Source organism: Flavonifractor sp. An9, from assembly GCF_002161245.1.
In the GTDB taxonomy this organism is placed as follows: domain Bacteria; phylum Bacillota; class Clostridia; order Oscillospirales; family Oscillospiraceae; genus Flavonifractor; species Flavonifractor avicola.
Genome location: NZ_NFHC01000002.1, coordinates 127269 through 148321 on the forward strand (window position 1 = coordinate 127269; position 21053 = coordinate 148321).

Consider the following 21053-nt stretch of genomic DNA (forward strand, 5'->3'; position numbering starts at 1 on the left):
AAAACCAAGGTGATCCCATGATTCAAACTGCAAAAGTAACCAAAGTATTTCCCGATGGCCGGGCGGAGGTGGCGGTGAAGCGTCAGTCCGCCTGCGGCCACGACTGCTCCAAGTGCGGCGGCGGATGCAGCGAGCTGATGGTCAGCTCCACCGTGGCCGTCATGGCGGCCAACCCGGTGCGGGCCATGCCCGGCGACATGGTGCGGGTGGAGTCCTCCACCGGCGGCATTCTGAAGGCGGCTGTGGTGGTCTATCTGGTGCCTTTTATCCTGTTTTTCCTGGGCTACTTCATCTGCGCTGCCTTTCAGCTGAGCAGCGGCATCAGCGCCGCGGTGGGCGGCATCGGCTTTGCCCTGGGCGTGCTGCTGGCGGTGCTGCTGGACCGGCAGGTCCGCCGCAACCGCTCCATTACCTTCTGCATCACCGCCATCAACCCCGCTGACTGATGTTCGGCTATGTGCGTCCCTGGCGGGACGAACTGAAGGTGCGCCAGAACCGGGACTATGAGGCCCTCTACTGCGGGGTATGCCACGCCCTGGGCAAGCGCCACGGCTTTCTGGCCCGGATGTTCCTCAACTACGACTTCACCTTCCTGGCCATGCTGCTGGACGGGGCCAAGCCGGAGCCTGCCTCCAGGCGATGTCCCGCCCGGCTGTGGTGCAGGAAAAAGAACTGCGTCCTCTCTGACGGAGTGGACGCAGCCGCCGATGCCGGTACCATCCTCAGCTACTGGAAGCTGCGGGATACGGTGGACGACAGCGGGTTCTGGAAGGGGCTGACTGCCCGGCTGCTCTCTCGAATGCTCCGCCGTGGCTACCGGAAGGCTGCCGTCGCCCGGCCTGATTTTGACGGCCAGGTGCGCCAATGTCTGACGGAGCTGCAGGCGCTGGAAGGGGAGAAGTGTTCCTCCATCGACCGGACGGCGGACACCTTTGCCCGGCTGCTCACCGCTGCCGCGCCCCCCTCAGGGGACCGGGCCCGGGACCGGGCCATGGAACAGCTGCTCTACCACATCGGACGGTGGATCTACCTGGTGGACGCCTGGGACGATCTGGAGGAGGACAAGCGTACCGGCTCCTACAATCCCATCCTGACCCGCTTTGACGGCAGACCGGAGGAGGGACGGGAGACCATGCGCACCACTCTGCGTCACTCCCTCAATCTGGCCCGGTCCGCCATGGCCCTGCTGGAGCTGGGCCACTGGCAGGAGACGGTGGAGAACATCCTCTATCTGGGCCTGCCCGCCGTGGAAGAACTGGTTTTTACCGGCCAATGGAAGGCCGCCAATCATACAGACAGGAGAAAACATACATGAGCGATCCTTACAGCGTATTGGGTGTAAAGCCCGACGCCAGCGACGACGAGATCAAGCGGGCGTACCGGGAACTGGCCCGGAAGTACCATCCCGACAACTATCAGAACAACCCTCTGGCCGATCTGGCGGAGGAGAAGATGAAGGAGATCAACGAGGCCTACGACGCCATCACCAAGATGCGCTCCGGCGGCGGCCACCAGGGTGGAAGCTATCAGGGCGGCTATCAGCAGTCCTACGGCTCCTCCTCCCAGGGCTCCAGCCTGTACAACCAGGTCCGCCAGGCCATCAATATGGGGGATCTGAGCCGGGCCGAGCAGCTGCTCCGCTCCGCCCCCAACCAGGATGCCGAGTGGCACTTCCTCACCGGCTCTCTGGCCTACCGGAAGGGCTGGCTGGACGAGGCCACCCAGCACATCCAGATGGCCTGCAACATGGACCCCTCCAACGCCGAATACCGTCAGGCCCTGATGATGATGCGTCAGGGCGGCCAGGCCTACCGGCCCTACGGCTACGGCGGCGGCCCCGACGCCTGCGATATGTGTACCGCCTGTATGTGTCTCAACTGCCTGTGCGGCGGCTGCGGGAACTGAGCCATGGCAGGGCGTGGTTCTTATCGCGGCGGCGCGGGCCGGACAGCGCTGGTGGGCCTGCTCACCGGCCTGTCCCTGATTTCCCTCTACCTGGCCTTCCTGGCCCCCAGCGGAAAGCTGGCGCTGGTGGCGGTGGCGGGGGTGTTTCCGGCAGGGGCGGTGGTGTCCGCCAGCCTGGCCGCCGGGTTTTTCTGCTACGGCGCCACCGGTATCCTGGGTCTGCTCCTCATCCCCAGCAAGAGTGTGGCGCTGCTCTACCTGATCTTCTTCGGCCTGTGGCCTATGGTGAAGAGCCTGTTGGAGCGGCTGCCCAGCCGGGTACTGGAATGGGTGGGCAAGCTGGTCTGCTGCAACATCGCCCTGGCGGTGCTGTGGTTCGGGCTGAAGGCCCTCTTTCTGCCCTTTTTGCCCGCCGCCCTCAGCCAGAGCTGGATGGTCTTTGCTGCCGGCAACATCGGCTTTGTCATCTATGACATCGGCTTTTCCAAGCTCATTGCCTTCTATGTGGCCCGGGTGGACAGGGGCTTGCGGAAGAATCGGTAGTCTGATATAATAATGCGTAATGAACAAAGCTGGAAGTCTTGAAAGCTAAAGCTTTCAAGGCCAAATAGCTTTGTTCAGGCGCAAGGTTTTTGGACGAAGTTGTCCAAAAACCTTGCGCCTTCCACTGGTGCGTTGAGACGCACCAGTGAAAATACGCATTATAACAATGGCTGAATTCCATAAAAGCGGCTCCCTTGAGCCGTTTTTATGGAATTGTGCGGCTACTGCCGCGGGAATAAACCGATTTTCGGTTTATTCAGCAGACATTATAATAAATAGGATTAAATACTTTCATACGAACAGGGGGAACCCCATTTGGTCAAGAGTATGACCGGCTACGGCCGGGGAGAGGCCAACCTGAACGGCCGTCCCATCACGGTGGAGCTGCGCTCGGTGAACAACCGCTATCTGGACTGCACCGTCAAGCTGCCCCGCATCTATGTGTTTGCCGAGGACGCGGTGAAGAGCCGGGTGCAGAGCCGGATTTCCCGGGGTAAGGTGGACGTGTATATCACCATCGGCCCCTCCGCCAATGGCGACGTGGCCATTTCGGTGAACAAGCCTGTGGCCGACGGCTATTATGCCGCCCTCAAGGACCTGCGGGATACCTATGGCCTGCGGGACGACATCTCTGTATCCCTGCTCTCACGGTTCCAGGACGTGTTCCTGGTGGAAAAGACCCAGGAGGACCTGGAGGCCCTGTCTGCCGATATCTGTACGGTGCTGGATCTGGCGCTGGATGACTTTGACGCCATGCGGACTCGGGAAGGGGAGAAGCTGTGCCAGGACGTCCGGTCCCGGGCGGCCACCATCGAGGGCCTGGTGTCCAAGGTGGAGAAGCGCTCTCCCGGCATCGTGGCCGACTACCGGGCCAAGCTGGTGGCCCGGATGAACGAGGTGCTCCAGAACACTCAGATCGACGAGAGCCGCATTCTCACCGAGGCGGCCATCTATGCCGACAAGGTGGCGGTGGACGAGGAGACTGTCCGCCTGCGCAGCCATCTGTCCCAGCTGGACCATATGCTGAGCCAGGGCGGCGCCATCGGCCGCAAGCTGGACTTTTTGATTCAGGAGTTCAACCGGGAGGCCAACACTATTGGCTCCAAGTGCAGTGATATTGAGACCGCCGGCTATGTGGTGGATATCAAGGCCGAGATCGAGAAGATCCGGGAACAGATCCAGAACATCGAGTAAGGAGCGGCCCCATGAAACTGATCAACATCGGCTTTGGCAACATGGTATCGGCGGGGCGGCTTATCGCCATCGTCAGTCCGGAATCCGCCCCCATCAAGCGTATGGTGCAGGAGGCCCGGGATAAGGGCAACCTGATCGACGCCACTTATGGACGGCGTACCCGGGCGGTGCTCATCATGGACAGCGACCACATCGTGCTCTCGGCCCTCCAGCCGGAGACGGTGGCAGGCCGACTGGGCGGAAAAGAGACAGAAGCCGCAGAGGAGGAAGAAGCGCCTTGATGGGAAAGAAAAAGGAACGGGGCACGCTCATCGTGCTGTCCGGCCCCTCGGGAGTCGGAAAGAGCACCGTGATCGCCGAGCTGCTCAGCGAACGCAAGGACATCCATTTTTCCGTGTCCTTCACCACCCGGCAGCCCCGGGTGGGCGAGGAGAACGGAGTGAACTACAACTTCGTCGCCCGCGAGGAATTTGAGCGGATGATCGCCAACGACGAGCTGTTGGAATACGCCGAATATGTCCATAATTACTACGGCACTTCTCTGCGGGTGATCCGGGAGAAGCTGGATGCCGGTATCGACGTGCTGCTGGACATCGAGGTCCAGGGCGCCGCCAAGGTGCGTGCCAAGTGCCCCGACGCGGTGTGTATCTTCATCGTACCCCCCTCCTTTGAGGAGTTGTCCCGCCGGCTGCACCGCCGGGCCACCGACAGCGAGGAGGTCATCCAGGGCCGGCTCCAGAAGGCCCGGGAGGAATACCGGGAGATCCCCAATTACGACTATCTGGTGGTCAACGACAAGGTGTCCGACGCGGCGGAGGAGATCATCTCCATCCTCACCGCCGAGGGATGCCGCACCAAAAACCGCATGAATCTGGTAGAAGGAGTCTGATCGAATATGATGCTCGAACCCCCTATGAACAAACTGCTGGAGCAGGTGCCCAGCCGCTATATGCTGGTGAACGTGGTGGCCCAGCGGGCCCGTCAGGTGGCCACCGAGGCGGAGGACGCCGGCATCTCTCTGGACGATAAGCCTGTCACCATCGCCATCCGTGAGGTGGCCGAGGGTAAGGTGGAGCTGAACCAGGAAGAGGCCTGATATGAGAGGAATGAGAGGCAAGCGACAGACTTTCCGGCCTGTCGCTTGCCTCGGGCTGTCCTTAGGCCTTGTTTGAAGATTGTCAACAAGCCCAATCGGCGGGCCTTTTGCCCCCTGGACGGCACTATTTTTCCTTGAAATCCGTCAGGATTCCTGCAAAAAAATTGCTTGCCAGCGGCCAAAATTCCTCGTCGCTGGGCATATCGCCAATATTCAAACAAAGCCTAGGGGAAATGGGAAGGAGATGGACATGGTAGCGAAAATCGCCCTCAAGGCTGCCACCTACGCCATCGACAAGCCCTACGACTACGCCGTGCCTGCCGAGCTAACTGTTACTCTGCGGCCTGGGATGCGGGTCATTGTGCCCTTCGGCGCGGGCAACCGCCGCACTGAGGGCATTGTACTGGCCCTGGAGGCCCAGGGCCCGGCAGGCGTGTCCTTAAAGCCGGTGCTCACCGTGCTGGACGACAGCCCGGTGCTGGACGGTGAGGCCATCAAGCTGGCCCTGTGGATGCGAGAACGGTGGTTCTGCACCGTGTACGACGCCGCCCGGGCCATGCTGCCGGCAGGGCTGTACTATGCACTCCAGGACCAGTGGAAGGTGGCCGAGGGGGTGGACCGGGAGTCGGCCTTTGAGGCCGCCGGCAAGTCGGACCACGCCCGGCAGGTGGTGGAGCTGCTCTTTGCAAACGGCGGCTGCGCCGATGTGACCGCCATTCGGGAGGCCTTCGGCACCAAAGACCCCAATCCCGCCCTTAAGCTGCTGCGGGACAAGGGGATCATCACCCTGGAGACCAGCGCCGCCCGGGGCGTGGGGGACAAGACCGAACAGGTGGCCACCCTGGCCATGCCCGCCCAGGAGGCCCTGGATCAGGCTGCCGCACGGCGGCGAACCGCCCCGCTGCAATATGCGGTGGTGGAGCTGCTGTGTGCCATCGGTGAAGCTTCCACCAAGGAGCTGTGCTACTTTACCGGGGCCAGTTCGTCCACCCTCCGCGCCCTGGCCAAAAGCGGGGTGATCACCCTGGAAAAGCGGGAGGTCTACCGTCGGGTACAGGTGGAGGGCGTGGAGCAGCTGGCCGAGCCGGTACTCAACGGCGAACAACAGGCCGCCTTTGACGGCCTTAACGCTTTGGCTGCCGGAAATAAGGCCGCCGCCGCGCTGCTCTACGGCGTCACCGGCAGCGGCAAGACCCAAGTATACCTGAAATTGATCTATGAAACCCTGCGGCGGGGGAGAACCGCTCTGGTGCTGGTGCCCGAGATCTCCCTGACCCCTCAGCTGATGCGGCTGTTCTCTTCCCACTTCGGGGAGCAAATCGCCGTGCTCCACTCCTCCCTGAGAGCGGGGGAGCGGTACGACGAGTGGAAGCGCATCAAGGCGGGGGAGGCCCGGGTGGTCATCGGTACCCGCTCCGCTGTCTTTGCCCCCCTGAAGGGCCTGGGCCTCATTGTGTTGGATGAGGAGCAGGAGGGGACCTATCAGTCGGAAAACGTGCCCAAGTACCACGCCCGGGACGTGGCCAAGTTCCGCTGTGTCCAGCACAAGGCTCTGCTGCTGCTGGCCTCGGCCACCCCGTCCATTGAGACCATGTACCAGGCCCGGCAGGGCGCCTACCAGCTGTTTACCCTGAAACAGCGGTACAATCAGCGGCCTCTGCCCCCGGTAGAGATCGTGGATATGAAGGGGGAGCTGCGCTCCGGCAACGGTACTGACCTGAGCGGCGTGCTTACCCGGGCCCTGGCAGATACTGCTGAGCGGGGGGAGCAGGCCATTTTACTGCTCAACCGCCGGGGTGCCAGTCGGATGGTGAGCTGCGGGGAGTGCGGCGAGGTACCCACCTGCCCCCGGTGCTCCGTCCACCTCACTTACCACTCGGCCAACGGGCGGCTCATGTGCCACTACTGCGGTCACTCCCAGCCTTTACCCCCTGCCTGTCCGTCCTGCGGCGGTACCCTGAACTTCATCGGGGCGGGTACTCAGAAGGTAGAGGAGGAGCTGACCGAGGCTTTGCCCGGTCGGGAGGTGCTGCGGATGGACGCCGACTCCATTTCGGCCACCCACAGCCACGAGAAGCTGTTCGCACGGTTTGAAGGGGAGAACATCCCGGTGCTGTTGGGCACCCAGATGGTGGCCAAGGGTCTGGACTTTCCCAACGTAACTCTGGTGGGTGTCATCAACGCCGACCAGTCCCTGTATGTAGACGACTACCGGGCGGGTGAGCGCACCTTCTCTCTGCTCACCCAGGTGGTGGGAAGAGCGGGCCGCGGAGCCCGGGGGGGACGGGCCATCATTCAGACCTATACCCCCGACAACGACGTGATCCGCTGCGCCGCCCGCCAGGACTACGACGGCTTCTATCAGCAGGAGATCGCCCTGCGGCGTCTGCGGGGCTGCCCGCCCTTCCGGGATCTCTTCGTGCTCACCGCCTCAGGCAAGCTGGAGGCGGCGGTGCTGCGGACCTGTATGCGGCTGCGGCGTACTTTGGAGGGCTGGCTGAGGCTGCCCGCCTATGAGGGATTGGAGGTCCAGCTGCTGGGTCCCGCCCCGGCTTCCATCGCCAAAATCAACGAGCGCTACCGCTACCGGCTCACCATGGCCTGCGCCAACACCAAGCCGGTGCGTGATATGATCGCCGCCCTGCTGCGGGCGGCCCAGACCGATAAAGAAAACAAAGGGGTGTCGGTGACTGCCGACGTGAACCCACTGGATTAGGAGGAAGAACATTATGGCACTGCGTACCATTCTCACCGACGGCGATCCCGCCCTGCACAAGGTTTGCCGTCCTGTGACCCAGTTTGATGAAAAACTCCACGACCTGTTGGACGACATGAAGGAGACGCTGGCCAAGGCCAACGGCGCCGGACTGGCTGCTCCCCAGGTGGGCATCCTCCGCCGGGCGGTCATCGTGGTGGATGCCAACGATGAGATGCTGGAGCTGGTCAATCCGGAGATCATTGCCCGGGAAGGGGAGCAGGAGGGCTTTGAGGGCTGCCTGTCCGTCCCCGGCCGCTGGGGCGTGGTCAAGCGCCCCATGAAGGCCAAGGTGCGGGCTCAGGACCGCAACGGCAACTTCTTTGAGGTGGAGGGCGAGGAGATCGTGGCCCGCTGCTTCTGCCACGAGCTGGATCACCTGGACGGCCACCTGTTTACCGAGCTGGCAGGCCGCCTGTACACCAGCGAGGAGCTGGAAGAGCTGATGGCGGAGGAGGACGACGCATGAGAATCCTCTTTATGGGTACGCCCGATTTCGCGGTGCCCTCTCTGGAGGCCCTGATCCAGGCGGGTCACCAGATCTGCGGGGTGTTTACCCAACCCGACAAGCCCAAGAACCGGGGCATGAAGCTTCAGGCTCCGCCGGTGAAGGAGTGCGCTCTGGCCCACGATATCCCGGTGCATCAGCCCACCAAGCTGCGGGATGGTACCGCCCTGGCTCTCATCCAGGAGCTGGCTCCCGAGCTCATTGTGGTGGCCGCCTACGGCCGCATCCTGCCCGACGACATTCTGGCCGCGCCTCCCAAGGGCTGCATCAACGTCCATTCGTCCCTGCTGCCCAACTACCGGGGCGCCGCTCCCATCAACTGGGCGGTGCTCAATGGGGATAAGGAGACCGGCGTGACCATCATGCACATGGCCCACGACCTGGACGCCGGAGACATCATCTCCCAGGCTGCCACTCCCATTGATCCCGATGAGACGGTGGTGACCCTCCACGACCGGCTGGCTGTGCTGGGGGCCCAGCTGCTGGTGGAGACGGTGGCTCAGATTGACGCTGGTACTGCTACCCGCACCCCTCAGGACCATGACAAGGCCACCCTGGCCCCCATGCTGAGCCGGGAACTGTCCCCCATGGACTTCACCCGCACCGCCCGTCAGCTCCACGACCAGGTCCGGGGCCTGATTCCCTGGCCCGCCGCCGTGGCTACCTTGGGAGACAAGCGGTGTAAAGTATTTAAAACTGTCGTTTCTGAGGAGCGCACCAACACTGCTCCGGGCACTGTTCTGGCCGCCGGGAAGGATGGCCTGGCGGTGGCCTGCGGGGAGGGCACCGTGCTGCGGCTGGAGGAGATCCAGCCTGACGGCGGCAAGCGCATGAAGGCCGCCGACTACCTGCGGGGCCATCCCATTGAGGTGGGGACCGTGCTGTCCCTGCCGGAGCAGGGGAAATGAACCTGATCTGGACCCTGGCGGTCACCGGCGTGGTGGCCGCCCTGGGTTTGTACCTGGTGCTGCGGTGGCTGGGCCGGGCCGGTGTGCCGGTGCCCCTGGCCGCCAAAGGACTTGCAGCCAAGGGCTATATGCCTGACAGCAGAGAATGTGTAAAGGCATTTGCCGTTACATTTGGATTCCGTATTTTGATCTTCCTGCTGGTGGGGTTGGTGGCCTGTTTCGTGCTTTATCCCGGCTCCGGTCCCGACGCCTTCCTGTGGATCTGGAAGAAATGGGACGGCCTGCACTACGTCAATCTGGCGGAGCTGGGCTATTCCGGCTATGTGGAGGACGGGAAAAATCTGTTTCTGGTGTTTTTCCCCTTGTATCCCTGGCTGATGCGGGTGATTTCCCTTATCACGGGCAATACTATGGCGGCGGGGCTGCTGATTTCCTTTGTCTGTTACGGGGCGGGCTGCGTCTTTCTCTACAAACTGGCCGCCTTTGAGCTGGGCAGGGAAGGCGCCCGGCGGACGGTGCTCTTTCTGTCGGTGTATCCCTACGCCTTCTTCTTCGGCGGCATTATGACGGAGAGCTTGTTCCTGCTTACCACCGCCGCAGGGCTGTGGTACATCCGCCGCCACCGCTGGTGGCTGGCGGGGATATGGGGGCTGTTGGCCGCCATGACCAGGATGCACGGCGTCCTGCTCATTGGGGCGGCAGCGGCCGAGCTGGTGGAGCATATGGGCCGTTTTGATTGGAAAACCATTGCCCGCAGACTGCCCGCCCTACTGCTGCCGGCTGTGGGCACCCTGATCTATTTGACCCTCAACTGGTCTGTAACTGGCAACCCATTTGCCTTTACAGTTATGCAGCAGCACTGGAGTCAGGGTTTTTGTCCCATTGCCGATACCATGTGGTATGTGCTGCAAAACGCCCTGAGCTACCCTACGGAGCTGGTGCGGTACCAGATTTGGATCCCCACCATTGTGCTCTTCCCGGTATTTTTTGCCCTGCTGGTATGGGCACGGAACAAGTTCCGGGGTATGTACACCCTGTACGGCTTTGTCTACCTGGTGCTCAACTACTCTCTGTCCTGGCTGCTCAGCGCCGGACGCTATCTGTCCTGCGCCCTGCCGTTCTTCCTGTTCGCCGCCGCCCTCACCGAGGGGAGACCCAAGCTGACAGCGGCGATCACCACCGCCATGGGGGCGGGATTCCTGCTCAATCTGTTCTGGTTCCTCACCGGGGGCCAGGTCATGTGACTGGAGGTCATTATGCCCTTTTTCTACTATTTTGACACCTATTACTGGATCATTCTGGTGCCAGCTATGCTCATCGCCCTGCTGGCCCAGATCAACGTGTCGTCCACCTTCAACCGCTATTCCCGCATTGCCAGCCGCCGGGGCCTTACCGGCGCACAGGCTGCGGAGGAGGTACTGAAGGCCCACGGGGTGTACGGCGTGCGCATCACCCGGGTGTCCGGTAAGCTTACCGACCACTATGATCCCCGGACCAATACCATCCGCCTGTCCGACGCGGTGTACGGCTCCACCAGCATCGCCTCGGTGGGAGTGGCCGCCCATGAGGCGGGCCACGCCGTCCAGTACGCCCAGGAGTACGGTCCTATCAAACTGAGAGGGGCCATCATCCCGGTATGTAACTTCAGCTCCCAGATCTCCATCCTGCTCATTATCCTGGGCTTTGTCCTGTATTCCAGGCCCCTGTTTGCCGTGGGTGTGGTGCTCTTTGCCGTGGCCGCCTTCTTCCAGGTGGTCACCCTGCCTGTGGAGTTCAACGCCTCCCGCAGAGCCATCCAATCTTTGCAGGATACCCATATGCTGGACGACCAGGAGCTGCGTGGGGCCAAGAAGGTGCTTGGGGCTGCCGCCATGACCTATGTGGCCGCTCTGCTGGTGTCCATTGCCCAGCTGCTGCGCTATATCCTGGCTTTTAACAGCCGCCGGAGGGATTGACATATGACTGCCAGAGAAGCGGCCCTCCGGGCCCTGGTGGCCTGCGAACAGCAGGGCGCCTGGTCGGACGGCTTTTTGAAGAAGATCCTGCGTACCGCCGGACTGGACAGCCGGGACGCAGCCCTGACCACCCGGCTGTGCTTTGGTGTGCTCCAGAACAGGCTGCTGCTGGACTACTACCTGGGCAAGCTGTCCACGGTGAAGCTGGAAAAGATGGAGCCCGCTGTCCGCAACAGCTTGCGGCTGGGGGCCTATCAAGTGTTATTCCTTGACAGAGTGCCCGACCACGCCGCCGTCAGCGAGGCGGTGGATCTGGCACGGAAGGGCTCCAAGAATCCCCGGTCCGCCGGTCTGGTGAACGGTGTGCTTCGGTCCCTGGTGCGGCAGAAGGACAGCCTGGAGCCGCCGGAGGACCCGGCGGTGCGGTATAGCCATCCCCAGTGGCTGGCCGACCTCTTTACCCGCCGGCTGGGCAGGGAGGAGGCCGCCGCCCTTATGGCGGCCAACAACGGGGAGCCGCCCACCTGCGCCCAGGTGAACACCACCAGGGCCACGGTGGAAGAAGTGACCGATTCCCTCCGGACGGAGGGAGTGGAGGTCCAGCCTCACCCCTGGCTGCCAAACTGCCTGCTGCTGTCCCACACCGGCAGCCTGGAGGAGCTGACCGCCTTCCGGGATGGCCTCTTTTACATTCAGGACGCCGCCGCCAAGCTGGCGGTGCTGGCCGCCGACCCCAGAGAAGGCATGGACGTGCTGGACGCCTGCGCCGCCCCCGGCGGCAAGTCCTTTGCCGCCGCCATTGCCATGTGGGGCGAGGGAAAGGTGGTCTCCTGCGACATCCACCCACATAAGATGGACCTGATTCAGGCGGGAGCCAAGCGGTTAGGCCTGGACTGTATTACAGCGGAAGTGCTGGACGGCAGGGAGTGTAAAGAAGAATTCCTTGACGGATTTGACCTGGTATTGGCCGACGTGCCCTGCTCCGGCCTGGGTATCATCCGCAAGAAGCCGGACATCCGCTATAAGGACCCCAAGCCCCTGGAGGGGCTGCCCCGGGTCCAGAAGGCCATTCTGGACAATGTGTGCCGCTACGTCCGTCCAGGCGGTGTGCTGCTCTATGCCACCTGCACCCTGCTGGAGCGGGAGAATGAGGACGTAGTGCGGGCATTTTTAGACAAGCATAAAGACTTTACATTAGAGCGTTTTCAGGTGCCCGGCGACTTTGAAGGCGCCAGGGAGGGCATGGTGACCTGCTGGCCCCACCGCCACGGCACCGACGGCTTTTTCTTCGCCAAGCTGAGGAGGAAGGCATGACTGACATCAAATCTATGGATCTGGCGGAGATGACCGCCTATTTGAAGGAGTTGGGGGAGCCCGCCTTTCGGGCCAAACAGGTCTTTCAGTGGCTCCACCGGGGGGTGCGCTCCTTCGATGAGATGACCAACCTGTCCAAGGCCCTGCGGGAGAAGCTGAAGGCCGACTGCCTCCTGTGTCCGCCGGAGGTGGAGCGCAAGCAGGTGTCCGCTCTGGATGGCACCATCAAATATTTATGGCGCTTATCCGACGGAAACTGCATTGAAACCGTTTTGATGCGCTACCATCATGGGAATACTGTGTGTATCTCCTCTCAGGTGGGCTGCCGCATGGGGTGCGCCTTCTGTGCCTCCACTCTTGGTGGCAAGGTAAGAGACTTGACACCTGCTGAGATGCTGGACCAGGTGCTCTTTACGCAGATCGATTCCGGCCACACCATCAGCAATATTGTGCTCATGGGCATCGGTGAACCCCTGGACAACTTCGATACGGTGCTGCGGTTCCTCTCCCTGGTCAACAGCCCCGACGGGCTCAACATTGGGATGCGCCACATCTCTCTGTCCACCTGCGGTCTGGTCGAAAAAATTGACAAACTGGCCGAACATCAGTTACAATTAACCCTATCGGTATCCCTCCATGCCCCCGACGACGAGACCCGCAGCAAGCTCATGCCGGTGAACAGAAGCGTAGGCGTGGAGAAGCTCTTTGACACCTGCCGCCGGTATTTTGAAAAGACCGGGCGGCGGATCTCCTATGAGTACGCCATGGTGGACGGGGTGAACGATTCCGACTGGCAGGCTGACCTGCTGGCCAGTCACCTGAAGGGCACCCCGGGCCATGTGAACCTGATCCCCCTGAACCATGTGGCGGAGAGCCCTCTCAAGCCCAGCCGCCGGGTGGCCCAGTTCCAGAAGCGCCTGGAGTCCCACGGCATTACTGCTACGGTGCGGCGCAAGCTGGGCGGGGACATCGACGCCTCCTGCGGTCAGCTCCGCAGGAAGGCCATGCTGCATACCGATGATTAAGCTGCACTGGCTAAACGCCAGTTCCATTGTTTTGCCGCAGGCCCGGGCAGCAGGGCCGACCGGCTGGAAAAGAGGCTGATTCACTATGATCAAAGCGTGGGGCATCACCGATAAAGGCGTGGTGCGTACCCAGAATCAGGACGGGTATTACTTAGATGTGCCGTCGGAACACCTGGCTGTGGGCGTGGTGTGCGACGGTATGGGCGGCGCCAAGGCGGGCAACATCGCCAGCCTCATTGCCGTGGAGACCTTCGTGGATACCCTCCAGCACGCCCAGGGCGAGCCGGATACCCCGCCGCCGGCGGTGCTGGCCCGTGCGGCGGAGGAGGCCAACGGCGCGGTATACCGCCGGGCCAGTTCCGATCCCGACTGCTTCGGTATGGGCACCACCATGGTGGCGGTGATGGTGGTGGAGAACACCGCCTACCTGCTGAACATCGGAGACAGCCGGGCCTACCACATCAACGAAGAGGGGATCACCCGGCTCACCCGGGACCACTCGGTGGTGGAGGACATGGTGGCCCGGGGAGATATCACCCCGGAACAGGCCCGCACTCATCCCCGAAAGAACCTGATCACCCGGGCGCTGGGCGCGGAGGAGCGCATCCGGGCCGACCTGTATGAGCGGGAGCTGGTCAGCGGAGACTACCTGCTGCTGTGCTCCGACGGGCTGAGCAACATTCTCTCCGACCAGGAGCTGCTCTACGAGGTCATCCACGGGGGAGATCCGGCTGACTGCTGTCAGCGGCTGCTGGACATCACCATCTCAAGAGGTGCGCCGGACAACGTGACGGCGGTCCTCTTCCAGATCCTTTGAAAAGGGGGTAATGAACTATGGATCAGTACATAGGGAAATTACTCGACAACCGATATGAAATTCTGGAGCGCATCGGCATCGGCGGCATGGCCGTGGTGTACAAGGGCCGGGATCACCGGCTCAACCGGCTGGTGGCCATCAAGATCCTGAAGGAGGAGCTGGCCTCCGACGCCGAGTTCCGCCGCCGCTTCCACGATGAGTCTCAGGCCGTTGCCATGCTGTCCCATCCCAATATCATGGCGGTGTACGACGTGTCCCACACGCCCGAGCTGGACTATATCGTCATGGAACTGCTGGACGGCATCACCCTCAAGCAGTATATGCAGAAGAAGGGCGGCAAGCTGGCCTGGCGGGAGGCCCTTCACTTCATCACCCAGATCATGAAGGCCCTGTCCCACGCCCACAGCCGGGGCATTATCCACCGGGACATCAAGCCCCACAATGTGATGGTGCTGCGGGACGGATCCCTGAAGGTGGCCGACTTCGGCATCGCCCGGCTCACCTCCTCGGCACAGGCTACCCTGACCCAGGAGGCCCTGGGCTCGGTCCACTATATCTCCCCCGAGCAGGCCCGGGGCAGCCACATCGATGCCCGCAGCGACATCTACTCCGCCGGTGTGGTGCTCTATGAGATGATCACCGGCCGCCTGCCCTATGAGGGAGATTCCCCTGTGGCAGTGGCCATTCAGCACATCAATTCCATCCCCCTGTCTCCCAGAGAGATCGATCCGGAGATCCCCGAGGCTCTGGAAGCCATCACCATGAAGGCCATGGCCTCCGACGTGAACCAGCGGTATATCTCCGCCGACGCCATGCTGGCCGACCTGGAGGAGTTCCGCAAGAATCCCTCCATCAACTTTGACTATACCCCGGCGGATCTGCTGGTCACCGAAGGGGATGAGCCTACCCAGGTGCTGGGGGCCAATACCCCCAGCAATGTGCGGACCCAGCCCGCCCACGCCGACCGCTATGAGGAGGATACCTGGACCCGGTCCAGAGGTCCCCGGCGGGAGGAGGACCCCCGCAGCCGTACCAAAAATAAGCGGTACGAGGATGACTATGAGGAGGTCCGGGGTGCCAACAGCCGTCTGCCCATCTTCCTGGCCATCGGTGCGGTGGCTCTGTTCCTGGTGGGCATGGGTGTGTTCCTGTGGTTCTCCTTCTTCAATGGCCTGGGCGGCGGCAGTTCCACCCAGTATAATGTGCCCAAGCTCATTGGCATGACCGTGGAGGAGGCCGAGCAGCACTCCGACGTGGTGGAGGCTGGCTTCCATATCGTGGTCGGCAATACGGTGGACAGCAGTCTGCCTGCCGGTCAAATCGTATCTCAGGACCCGGAGAGCGGCCGTAACGCCCAGGCGGGCGCTACCATTACCGTGGATCTGAGTAACGGCAGCGACTCCGACGAGCTGGAGGAGGGCGTCATGCCCAACCTGGTGGACCGCGACAAGCGGATCGCCATCAGCGAGCTTAACGCCCTGGGCTACAGCGAGGAGAAGGGCAACCTGGTGATCCAGGAGGAGGCCAGCGAGGACGTGACCAAGGATTACGTCATCTCCACCGATCCCAAGGCCGACGCCAGCCTGGAGGGCGTGGACAAGGTGACCCTGGTAGTGAGCACCGGCCCGGACGAGGAAACGGCCACCGTCATCAACTTTGTGACCATGACGGAGCAGGAAGCCCGGGATGCCGCCGACAAGCTGGGGCTGATGGTCTCCGTGGAGGAGGTATATGACGACTCTGTGGAGGCAGGCCGGGTATGCTGGCAGAGCATCGATCCTAATACCCAGGTGGAGAAGGGCCAGACCATCCGCCTGCGGGTGAGCAAGGGTTCCGACCCCTCCGTCGGCGAACCCACCACCCAGCCCAGCACCGATCCCAATGAGTCCACTCCGCCCACCGACCAGCCCACCGAGTCCCCCAGCAGCCAGCTGAAAACCATCTCCTACACCGTCAATCTGCCCCGGGATCGGGACAGCGTGGAGGTGGTGATCACGGTGGACGGACAGGAGCAGTACCGCAAGACCCTGGATACGGTTCAGCAGCTGGTGACGGTGCCCCTGAAGGGCAGCGGCACCCAGACCGTCGGCGTCTACTTCGACGGCCAGCTCAGCCTGAGCGAGCCCAAAGACTTCGGCTGATATGGAAGGGATCATTTTAAAAGCCCTCAGCGGCTTCTACTATGTGGACGACGGCTCCGGCAGGCTCACCGCCTGCCGGGGTCGCGGCAAATTCCGCCACCAGAAGGTGAGCCCCCTGGTGGGGGACCGGGTGGAGTTCACCCCCCTGGAAGGGGAGAGCGGTATCCTGGACGCCATTCTGCCCCGGAAAAATGAGTTCCAGCGCCCGGCGGTGGCCAACATCGACCAGCTGGTGGTGGTGGCCTCCGGGGCCATTCCGGTCACCGACCCCTTCCTCATCGACCGGGTGGTGTCCATCGCCGAGGGGCGGGACTGCGAGAGCATCATCGTCCTCAACAAGTGCGACCTGGACGGGGCGGACAGCCTGTACGACACCTATACCAGGGCGGGCTTCACTACCCTGCGGGTGAGTGCCGAGACAGGGGAGGGCATCGACGCCCTTTCTGCCGCAATCGCAGGAAAGGTTTCTGCCTTTACAGGAAACTCCGGCGTGGGCAAGTCCTCCATTCTCAACGCCCTCCAGCCCGACTTCCATATTCGGGTGGGCGAGGTGTCCGACAAGCTGGGCCGTGGCCGCCACACCACCCGCCATGTGGAGTTGTTCCGGCTGGACAGCGGGGCCATCGTGGCCGACACCCCCGGCTTCTCCTCCTTTGATACCGAGGAGATGGAGCTGCGGCGGCCGGAGGAGCTGCAATACACCTTCCGGGAGTTCGCTCCCTATCTGGACCAGTGCCGGTTTACCGGCTGCGCCCATGTAAAGGAAAAAGGCTGTGCAGTCCTTGCGGCGGTAAAAGCGGGGGAGATCCCGGCCAGCCGTCACCAGAGCTATGTGCGGCTGTACCAGCAGGCAAAGGAAGTGCCGGAATGGCAGAGAAAATAACCAAACAGGCCCTCATCGTCGGCGCAGCCCCCTGCGCCGACCTGGCTTTTCTGGGGGCGTATCTGGAGGGAAAGGACTGGACGGTGATCTGCGCCGACGGCGGGCTGCAAACCGCTCTGGCCGCCGGGCTGAAACCGGACTACCTCATCGGGGACTGGGACTCCGGCGGCGGCCCCGCCGGGGACGTGCCTTATGCCACCCTGCCGGTGGAGAAGGACTTTACCGACCTCCAGGCGGCGGCTCACTGGGCCCTGGAACAGGGATGCAAAGAGCTGCTGCTGTGTGGCTGCACCGGCGGGCGGCTGGACCACACCGCCTCCAATCTGGTGCTGCTGGAGTGGATCGCCCGCCGGGGCGGCAAAGCCGTCATGGCCGACGGGGACAACGAGGTGCGTTTTCTGGAAAACGGCAGCCTTACGCTGGAAGATACGCCCCACTATCACTATCTGTCTATCATTCCCCTGGACAAGATTGTAAAGGGCGTTACCCTGCGTGGGGTAAAATACCCCCTGGAGAGTGCGCTCATCACCCGGGGGGACACTTTGACCGTCAGCAACGAACCCGCCGCGCCGGTGATGGAGATTTCTGTGGAGGAGGGGGCAGTGCTGGTGATCCGCAGCCAGCGGGAACCATAAAAGCATACTGAATACCTCATGTGGGGCGGCAAAAGCCGCCCCCTGTTTTATCGTCCGCCTTTGAGGCATGAACACAACCGCCTTCCTGCGCGTATACTGGGACAGAACCAGTGAAGGGAGGCGGCTGTTTTGACGTTGGAGGGCAAGAAGGCCCTTGCCGCGGCGGCGCTGTGCGGTGCGGGCGCGGTGCTGCTGTTTCGTCCGGGCACTCTGGCGGTCTTTGTGGCCGGGGCCTGGATGGGCCGCCGGGGCTTTGGCTGGCTCAAACGATATTGGCTTGACAGGGAGGCATAAGGTATGAAGATCGTGGTAGTGAAGTCCCCCAAAGCCCTCAGCAGCCTGCTGAGGCTGGTATTCGGCATCAAAAAATCCGACCTGGCGCCGGAAAGCCGGTCATAGCCGGACCACCTTGTACATATATTGCCCTAGCAGCAATCAGTCTGGGCAATGGCCCGTACAAGGAGTGGAACGCTATGGAACTGGAACTGGAACGGACGGCGCTGGACGGGTTTCAAACGGTGCTGGACGCCGCTGTGGCACAGGAGGAGACGGTAGAGAGCATCGTGCCCGACGCCTGCCCGGACCTGCTGGAGGTCTGCGATACCGAAGGTGTGGTGTGCCTCCATAGGAAGGAGGCCATGGAGGGCCGGGTGGAGCTGTCCGGCACCATCCACGCCCTGCTGCTCTGCCAGCCCGACGGGGAGGTGGGTCTGCGGCGGCTGGAGGTGGATCTGCCTTTCACCTGCACCGCCGATTCCCCCGACATCACCCCCGGCTGCAAGGTGGTGGCCCAGCCCCGGCTGCGGGGGGCGGACGCCCGGCTGGTCAACCCCCGGAAGGTGCTGGTGCGGGCCGACCTGGTGGTGGACGTACAGGTGTTTGCACCGGTGGCTGACTGGGCCCCCGCCTCGGTGCTGGACCCGGAGCAGGCGGGGGTGGAGCAGCTCAGTCAGAGCTGTGACACCTGTGTGACAGTGTGTGTACAGGAAAAACCCTTCCCATTCAGCGACGAGCTTACCCTGGCGGGCAGCCGCCCCGAGGCGGAAGCACTGCTGAAGTGGCGGGTATCCCTGGAGTGCGGGGAGGCCAAGGTCATCGGCAGCAAGCTGATCTTCAAAGGCTCCGCCCGGCTCCAGGTGCTCTTCCGCTGTGCCGACGGCGGGCTGAGCACCGGGGAGTTCGAGCTGCCCATCTCCCAGCTGATGGAGGTGAACGGCGCCGGGGAGGAGGCCATGTGTCAGGTGGGGCTGATCCTCACCGACCTGAGCTGTGAGCTGGACGACGGGGACGGCCGCACCATCAGCGTGTCCATGGGCCTGCTGGCCCAGGCGGTGATCCGGGAGGAGCGGAGCCTCACCCTGCTCACCGACGTGTACTCCACCCTCTATCAGCTGGATGCCCAGACCCGGACCATGGACCTGAGCCGGGTGGCCGACCGGGGAGAGCGGGAGGTGGCCGTCCGGGAGCTGCTGGAGACCGGCGTGGCCCCCCAGGATGTGCTGGACGCCTATGTGACCATGGGGGACGTGACCCAGAATCGGGAGGGAGAGCGGGTATCCCTCACCGTTCAGGCCAATGTCCATCTGCTCTGCCGCACCGAGTCGGGGGAGACGGTGGCTGTCACCCGCACCATACCCGTGTCCTGCCCGGTGGACCTGCCGGAGGGCGCACGGTGCTCCTGCCGGTGTTCCTGCACCGCCCCGGTGTACGGGGCTCCCGCCTCCGGGGGCGCGGAGGTCCGGTTCCCGGTACGCTTTGCCTGGCTGGCCCTTACAGGCAGCAAGGCTGCCGCCGTCAGTGCCGTGTCCTTCGATGAGAATGCCCCCATTGACCACGCCGGTCAGCCCTCCATCGTGCTGCGGATGGTGAGCGGGGGAGAGCGGCTGTGGGACATCGCCAAGGCCTACGGCACCACCGCCCGGGACGTGATGCAGGCCAATGCCCTGGAAGAGGAGGAGCTGCCCGATGGACAGCTGCTGCTCATCCCAAGAAAACGATAAGCTGAGAAAATGGCCGCCATTGGCGGCCATTTTTCATGGAGAGAGCAGGATATTGTTTTCCTCTTGCATTTTGGTTGAGATTCTGCTATATTAGCAATTGCTTAATTACTTAATTAAATGGGAGGACGATCTATGGCATCCAAGCGTTACGCGGCTGTGGGGAACCACTGTGTAGCCTGCGGCTGCTGTGTAAAGGTATGCCCCCTGTCGGCCATCTCCATCTGGTATGGGGTAGTCGCCCAGGTGGACCGGGACAAGTGCGTGGGCTGCGGCAAGTGCGCCAAAGAGTGCCCGGCAGGTACCATTGAACTGCGGGACCGGGAGGTGGGCGCATGAACAGGAAAAAACACTGGTACGACTATCTGTGGATCGTCACCCCCATCTATCTGGGACTGGGGTTCTTCAACATTCTCTTTGCCTGGCTGGGCATGATCTTCTTCTGTCTGCCCCTGCTCATCGCCATCTTTGGCGGCAGCAAGCTGTACTGCAACCGCTACTGCGACCGGGGCCAGTTTCTGTCCCTGCTGGGCGGGCGGCTGAAACTGTCCCGGAATAAACCCACCCCCCGGTGGATGCGGACCAAAGCCTTTCGGTATGGCTTTCTCATCTTTTTCTTTCTCATGTTCTTCCAGATGCTCTTTACCACCTACCTGGTGGGGGCGGGGGCCAGAGACATTGGAGAATTTGTCAAGCTGTTCTGGACCGTCCAGGTGCCCTGGCACTGGGCCTATCACGGTACCCTCTTTGCTCCCTGGGTGGCCCAGTTCGCCTTCGGATTCTACTCCGTCATGCTCACCTCTACCCTCATAGGCCTCATTGTCATGGTATTGTTTAAGCCCCGGACCTGGTGCGTGTTCTGCCCCATGGGCACCATGACCCAGCTGATCTGCACCCTGCGGGCAGGCAAGGCTCCTTCGGAGGGCTGCGCCTCCTGCTCCGGCTGCCGGAGGTAAGCATATGGACGAACAACTGCGGGAAAAGGCCCAAACCATCGCTTCACTTATGACCCAGATGGCCAATGAGAACCGGCTGCTCATCCTGTGCGCCCTGCTGGACGGTCCCAGGACAGTGGGGGAACTGGGGGAGAGCGTGCCCAACATCACCGGCCCCGCCCTGTCCCAGCACCTGCATAAACTGAAGGACGGGGGGCTGGTCCAGGCGGAGAAGCACGGTCAATTCGTCATCTATTCCATAAAAGACAGCCGCCTTCGGGCCCTGATGGCGGTGCTGAAAGAACAATATTGCGCCCAATGAACAGACAGCGCGTCCCATTTGATGTGGGATGCGCTGTCTGTTCTTCTAATTCCTGGTTCTCATATGGGAAATATTTTGTTAAAATGCCATAATTCCTATTGACATACTTTACTCCACTGT

General features: G+C 62.3%; 25 protein-coding genes. All 25 read left to right on the forward strand.

Annotated elements, in window-relative coordinates:
- Nucleotides 1-17 precede the first annotated feature (17 nt).
- The 25 genes from B5G40_RS02445 to B5G40_RS02555 all read left to right on the forward strand — a co-directional run bounded on the left by B5G40_RS02445 (nt 18) and on the right by B5G40_RS02555 (nt 20933).
- Nucleotides 18-446 carry a SoxR reducing system RseC family protein gene (locus B5G40_RS02445; protein ID WP_087187921.1) on the forward strand — a complete coding sequence of 143 codons (429 nt, stop codon included), beginning with the start codon at nt 18-20 and terminating at the stop codon, nt 444-446.
- On the forward strand, nt 446-1315 hold the full coding sequence (locus B5G40_RS02450) for a DUF5685 family protein (RefSeq protein WP_087327073.1): 870 nt from the start codon (nt 446-448) through the stop codon (nt 1313-1315). Before B5G40_RS02445 ends, B5G40_RS02450 begins: the two co-directional genes overlap by 1 nt.
- Nucleotides 1312-1905 carry a J domain-containing protein gene (locus B5G40_RS02455; protein ID WP_087327075.1) on the forward strand — a complete coding sequence of 198 codons (594 nt, stop codon included), beginning with the start codon at nt 1312-1314 and terminating at the stop codon, nt 1903-1905. Before B5G40_RS02450 ends, B5G40_RS02455 begins: the two co-directional genes overlap by 4 nt.
- Nucleotides 1906-1908: 3 nt before the next feature.
- Complete coding sequence (locus tag B5G40_RS02460; RefSeq protein WP_087187924.1) at nt 1909-2448, forward strand: hypothetical protein; 540 nt, start codon at nt 1909-1911, stop codon at nt 2446-2448.
- 327 nt (nt 2449-2775) lie between these two features.
- Nucleotides 2776-3642 carry a YicC/YloC family endoribonuclease gene (locus B5G40_RS02465; protein ID WP_206407203.1) on the forward strand — a complete coding sequence of 289 codons (867 nt, stop codon included), beginning with the start codon at nt 2776-2778 and terminating at the stop codon, nt 3640-3642.
- 11 nt (nt 3643-3653) lie between these two features.
- Nucleotides 3654-3923, forward strand: coding sequence for an extracellular matrix/biofilm regulator RemA (locus tag B5G40_RS02470; RefSeq protein ID WP_087187926.1), 270 nt, complete (start codon nt 3654-3656; stop codon nt 3921-3923).
- Complete coding sequence (gene gmk / locus B5G40_RS02475) at nt 3923-4531, forward strand: guanylate kinase (RefSeq protein WP_164496874.1); 609 nt, start codon at nt 3923-3925, stop codon at nt 4529-4531. Before B5G40_RS02470 ends, gmk begins: the two co-directional genes overlap by 1 nt.
- 6 nt (nt 4532-4537) lie before the next feature.
- Entirely contained in the window at nt 4538-4738 is a 201-nt protein-coding gene (gene rpoZ, locus B5G40_RS02480) for a DNA-directed RNA polymerase subunit omega (protein WP_087187928.1), read from the forward strand.
- A gap of 250 nt (nt 4739-4988) precedes the next feature.
- The gene (gene priA, locus B5G40_RS02485) at nt 4989-7454 is read left to right on the forward strand and encodes a replication restart helicase PriA (RefSeq protein WP_242959142.1); all 2466 of its coding nucleotides are present in this window, start codon (nt 4989-4991) and stop codon (nt 7452-7454) included.
- Between the two features lie 13 nt (nt 7455-7467).
- Nucleotides 7468-7962, forward strand: a complete 495-nt coding sequence (gene def / locus B5G40_RS02490) for a peptide deformylase (RefSeq protein ID WP_087327086.1) — start codon at nt 7468-7470, stop codon at nt 7960-7962.
- Nucleotides 7959-8909, forward strand: coding sequence for a methionyl-tRNA formyltransferase (gene fmt, locus B5G40_RS02495; RefSeq protein ID WP_087398642.1), 951 nt, complete (start codon nt 7959-7961; stop codon nt 8907-8909). The genes def and fmt overlap by 4 nt, the downstream gene beginning before the upstream one ends.
- Complete coding sequence (locus B5G40_RS02500; RefSeq protein WP_087398643.1) at nt 8906-10153, forward strand: glycosyltransferase family 39 protein; 1248 nt, start codon at nt 8906-8908, stop codon at nt 10151-10153. Before fmt ends, B5G40_RS02500 begins: the two co-directional genes overlap by 4 nt.
- 12 nt (nt 10154-10165) lie before the next feature.
- Complete coding sequence (locus tag B5G40_RS02505) at nt 10166-10864, forward strand: zinc metallopeptidase (protein ID WP_087187933.1); 699 nt, start codon at nt 10166-10168, stop codon at nt 10862-10864.
- A 3-nt stretch (nt 10865-10867) separates the two neighbouring features.
- A complete protein-coding gene (gene rsmB / locus B5G40_RS02510; RefSeq protein ID WP_087398644.1) occupies nt 10868-12178 on the forward strand; it encodes a 16S rRNA (cytosine(967)-C(5))-methyltransferase RsmB in 1311 nt (436 codons plus the stop codon).
- On the forward strand, nt 12175-13203 hold the full coding sequence (gene rlmN, locus B5G40_RS02515) for a 23S rRNA (adenine(2503)-C(2))-methyltransferase RlmN (protein ID WP_087187935.1): 1029 nt from the start codon (nt 12175-12177) through the stop codon (nt 13201-13203). Before rsmB ends, rlmN begins: the two co-directional genes overlap by 4 nt.
- Before the next feature lie 85 nt (nt 13204-13288).
- A complete protein-coding gene (locus B5G40_RS02520; RefSeq protein ID WP_087398645.1) occupies nt 13289-14020 on the forward strand; it encodes a Stp1/IreP family PP2C-type Ser/Thr phosphatase in 732 nt (243 codons plus the stop codon).
- 17 nt (nt 14021-14037) lie between these two features.
- Nucleotides 14038-16161, forward strand: coding sequence for a Stk1 family PASTA domain-containing Ser/Thr kinase (pknB, locus tag B5G40_RS02525; protein ID WP_087398646.1), 2124 nt, complete (start codon nt 14038-14040; stop codon nt 16159-16161).
- A gap of 1 nt (nt 16162) precedes the next feature.
- A complete protein-coding gene (rsgA, locus tag B5G40_RS02530) occupies nt 16163-17044 on the forward strand; it encodes a ribosome small subunit-dependent GTPase A (RefSeq protein WP_087398647.1) in 882 nt (293 codons plus the stop codon).
- On the forward strand, nt 17029-17679 hold the full coding sequence (locus B5G40_RS02535; protein ID WP_087398648.1) for a thiamine diphosphokinase: 651 nt from the start codon (nt 17029-17031) through the stop codon (nt 17677-17679). Before rsgA ends, B5G40_RS02535 begins: the two co-directional genes overlap by 16 nt.
- A 129-nt stretch (nt 17680-17808) precedes the next feature.
- On the forward strand, nt 17809-17973 hold the full coding sequence (locus B5G40_RS16810; RefSeq protein ID WP_158098701.1) for a hypothetical protein: 165 nt from the start codon (nt 17809-17811) through the stop codon (nt 17971-17973).
- Nucleotides 17974-17976: 3 nt separating this feature from the next.
- The gene (gene spoVM, locus B5G40_RS16575; RefSeq protein WP_140399822.1) at nt 17977-18078 is read left to right on the forward strand and encodes a stage V sporulation protein SpoVM; all 102 of its coding nucleotides are present in this window, start codon (nt 17977-17979) and stop codon (nt 18076-18078) included.
- A 74-nt stretch (nt 18079-18152) separates the two neighbouring features.
- On the forward strand, nt 18153-19679 hold the full coding sequence (locus B5G40_RS02540) for a DUF3794 and LysM peptidoglycan-binding domain-containing protein (RefSeq protein ID WP_087398649.1): 1527 nt from the start codon (nt 18153-18155) through the stop codon (nt 19677-19679).
- A 132-nt stretch (nt 19680-19811) separates the two neighbouring features.
- Nucleotides 19812-20015, forward strand: coding sequence for a 4Fe-4S dicluster domain-containing protein (locus tag B5G40_RS02545; RefSeq protein ID WP_087327117.1), 204 nt, complete (start codon nt 19812-19814; stop codon nt 20013-20015).
- A complete protein-coding gene (locus tag B5G40_RS02550) occupies nt 20012-20632 on the forward strand; it encodes a 4Fe-4S binding protein (RefSeq protein ID WP_087398650.1) in 621 nt (206 codons plus the stop codon). The genes B5G40_RS02545 and B5G40_RS02550 overlap by 4 nt, the downstream gene beginning before the upstream one ends.
- 4 nt (nt 20633-20636) lie before the next feature.
- Nucleotides 20637-20933 (forward strand): ArsR/SmtB family transcription factor, encoded by a 297-nt coding sequence (locus B5G40_RS02555; RefSeq protein WP_242959144.1) that lies wholly within the window; start codon nt 20637-20639, stop codon nt 20931-20933.
- The last annotated feature ends 120 nt before the right edge of the window (nt 20934-21053 follow it).

Coding starts and splice junctions, on each gene's coding strand:
- rsgA (WP_087398647.1), top strand. CDS start 16,163: ATGGAAGGGATCATTTTAAAAGCCCTCAGCGGCTTCTACTATGTGGAC.
- rlmN (WP_087187935.1), top strand. CDS start 12,175: ATGACTGACATCAAATCTATGGATCTGGCGGAGATGACCGCCTATTTG.
- pknB (WP_087398646.1), top strand. CDS start 14,038: ATGGATCAGTACATAGGGAAATTACTCGACAACCGATATGAAATTCTG.
- B5G40_RS02455 (WP_087327075.1), top strand. CDS start 1,312: ATGAGCGATCCTTACAGCGTATTGGGTGTAAAGCCCGACGCCAGCGAC.
- rpoZ (WP_087187928.1), top strand. CDS start 4,538: ATGATGCTCGAACCCCCTATGAACAAACTGCTGGAGCAGGTGCCCAGC.
- B5G40_RS02545 (WP_087327117.1), top strand. CDS start 19,812: ATGGCATCCAAGCGTTACGCGGCTGTGGGGAACCACTGTGTAGCCTGC.
- def (WP_087327086.1), top strand. CDS start 7,468: ATGGCACTGCGTACCATTCTCACCGACGGCGATCCCGCCCTGCACAAG.
- rsmB (WP_087398644.1), top strand. CDS start 10,868: ATGACTGCCAGAGAAGCGGCCCTCCGGGCCCTGGTGGCCTGCGAACAG.
- B5G40_RS02445 (WP_087187921.1), top strand. CDS start 18: ATGATTCAAACTGCAAAAGTAACCAAAGTATTTCCCGATGGCCGGGCG.
- B5G40_RS02470 (WP_087187926.1), top strand. CDS start 3,654: ATGAAACTGATCAACATCGGCTTTGGCAACATGGTATCGGCGGGGCGG.
- B5G40_RS02550 (WP_087398650.1), top strand. CDS start 20,012: ATGAACAGGAAAAAACACTGGTACGACTATCTGTGGATCGTCACCCCC.
- B5G40_RS02520 (WP_087398645.1), top strand. CDS start 13,289: ATGATCAAAGCGTGGGGCATCACCGATAAAGGCGTGGTGCGTACCCAG.
- B5G40_RS02540 (WP_087398649.1), top strand. CDS start 18,153: ATGGAACTGGAACTGGAACGGACGGCGCTGGACGGGTTTCAAACGGTG.
- B5G40_RS02535 (WP_087398648.1), top strand. CDS start 17,029: ATGGCAGAGAAAATAACCAAACAGGCCCTCATCGTCGGCGCAGCCCCC.
- B5G40_RS02465 (WP_206407203.1), top strand. CDS start 2,776: ATGACCGGCTACGGCCGGGGAGAGGCCAACCTGAACGGCCGTCCCATC.
- B5G40_RS02555 (WP_242959144.1), top strand. CDS start 20,637: ATGGACGAACAACTGCGGGAAAAGGCCCAAACCATCGCTTCACTTATG.
- B5G40_RS02500 (WP_087398643.1), top strand. CDS start 8,906: ATGAACCTGATCTGGACCCTGGCGGTCACCGGCGTGGTGGCCGCCCTG.
- B5G40_RS02450 (WP_087327073.1), top strand. CDS start 446: ATGTTCGGCTATGTGCGTCCCTGGCGGGACGAACTGAAGGTGCGCCAG.
- priA (WP_242959142.1), top strand. CDS start 4,989: ATGGTAGCGAAAATCGCCCTCAAGGCTGCCACCTACGCCATCGACAAG.
- spoVM (WP_140399822.1), top strand. CDS start 17,977: ATGAAGATCGTGGTAGTGAAGTCCCCCAAAGCCCTCAGCAGCCTGCTG.
- gmk (WP_164496874.1), top strand. CDS start 3,923: ATGGGAAAGAAAAAGGAACGGGGCACGCTCATCGTGCTGTCCGGCCCC.
- B5G40_RS02460 (WP_087187924.1), top strand. CDS start 1,909: ATGGCAGGGCGTGGTTCTTATCGCGGCGGCGCGGGCCGGACAGCGCTG.
- B5G40_RS02505 (WP_087187933.1), top strand. CDS start 10,166: ATGCCCTTTTTCTACTATTTTGACACCTATTACTGGATCATTCTGGTG.
- fmt (WP_087398642.1), top strand. CDS start 7,959: ATGAGAATCCTCTTTATGGGTACGCCCGATTTCGCGGTGCCCTCTCTG.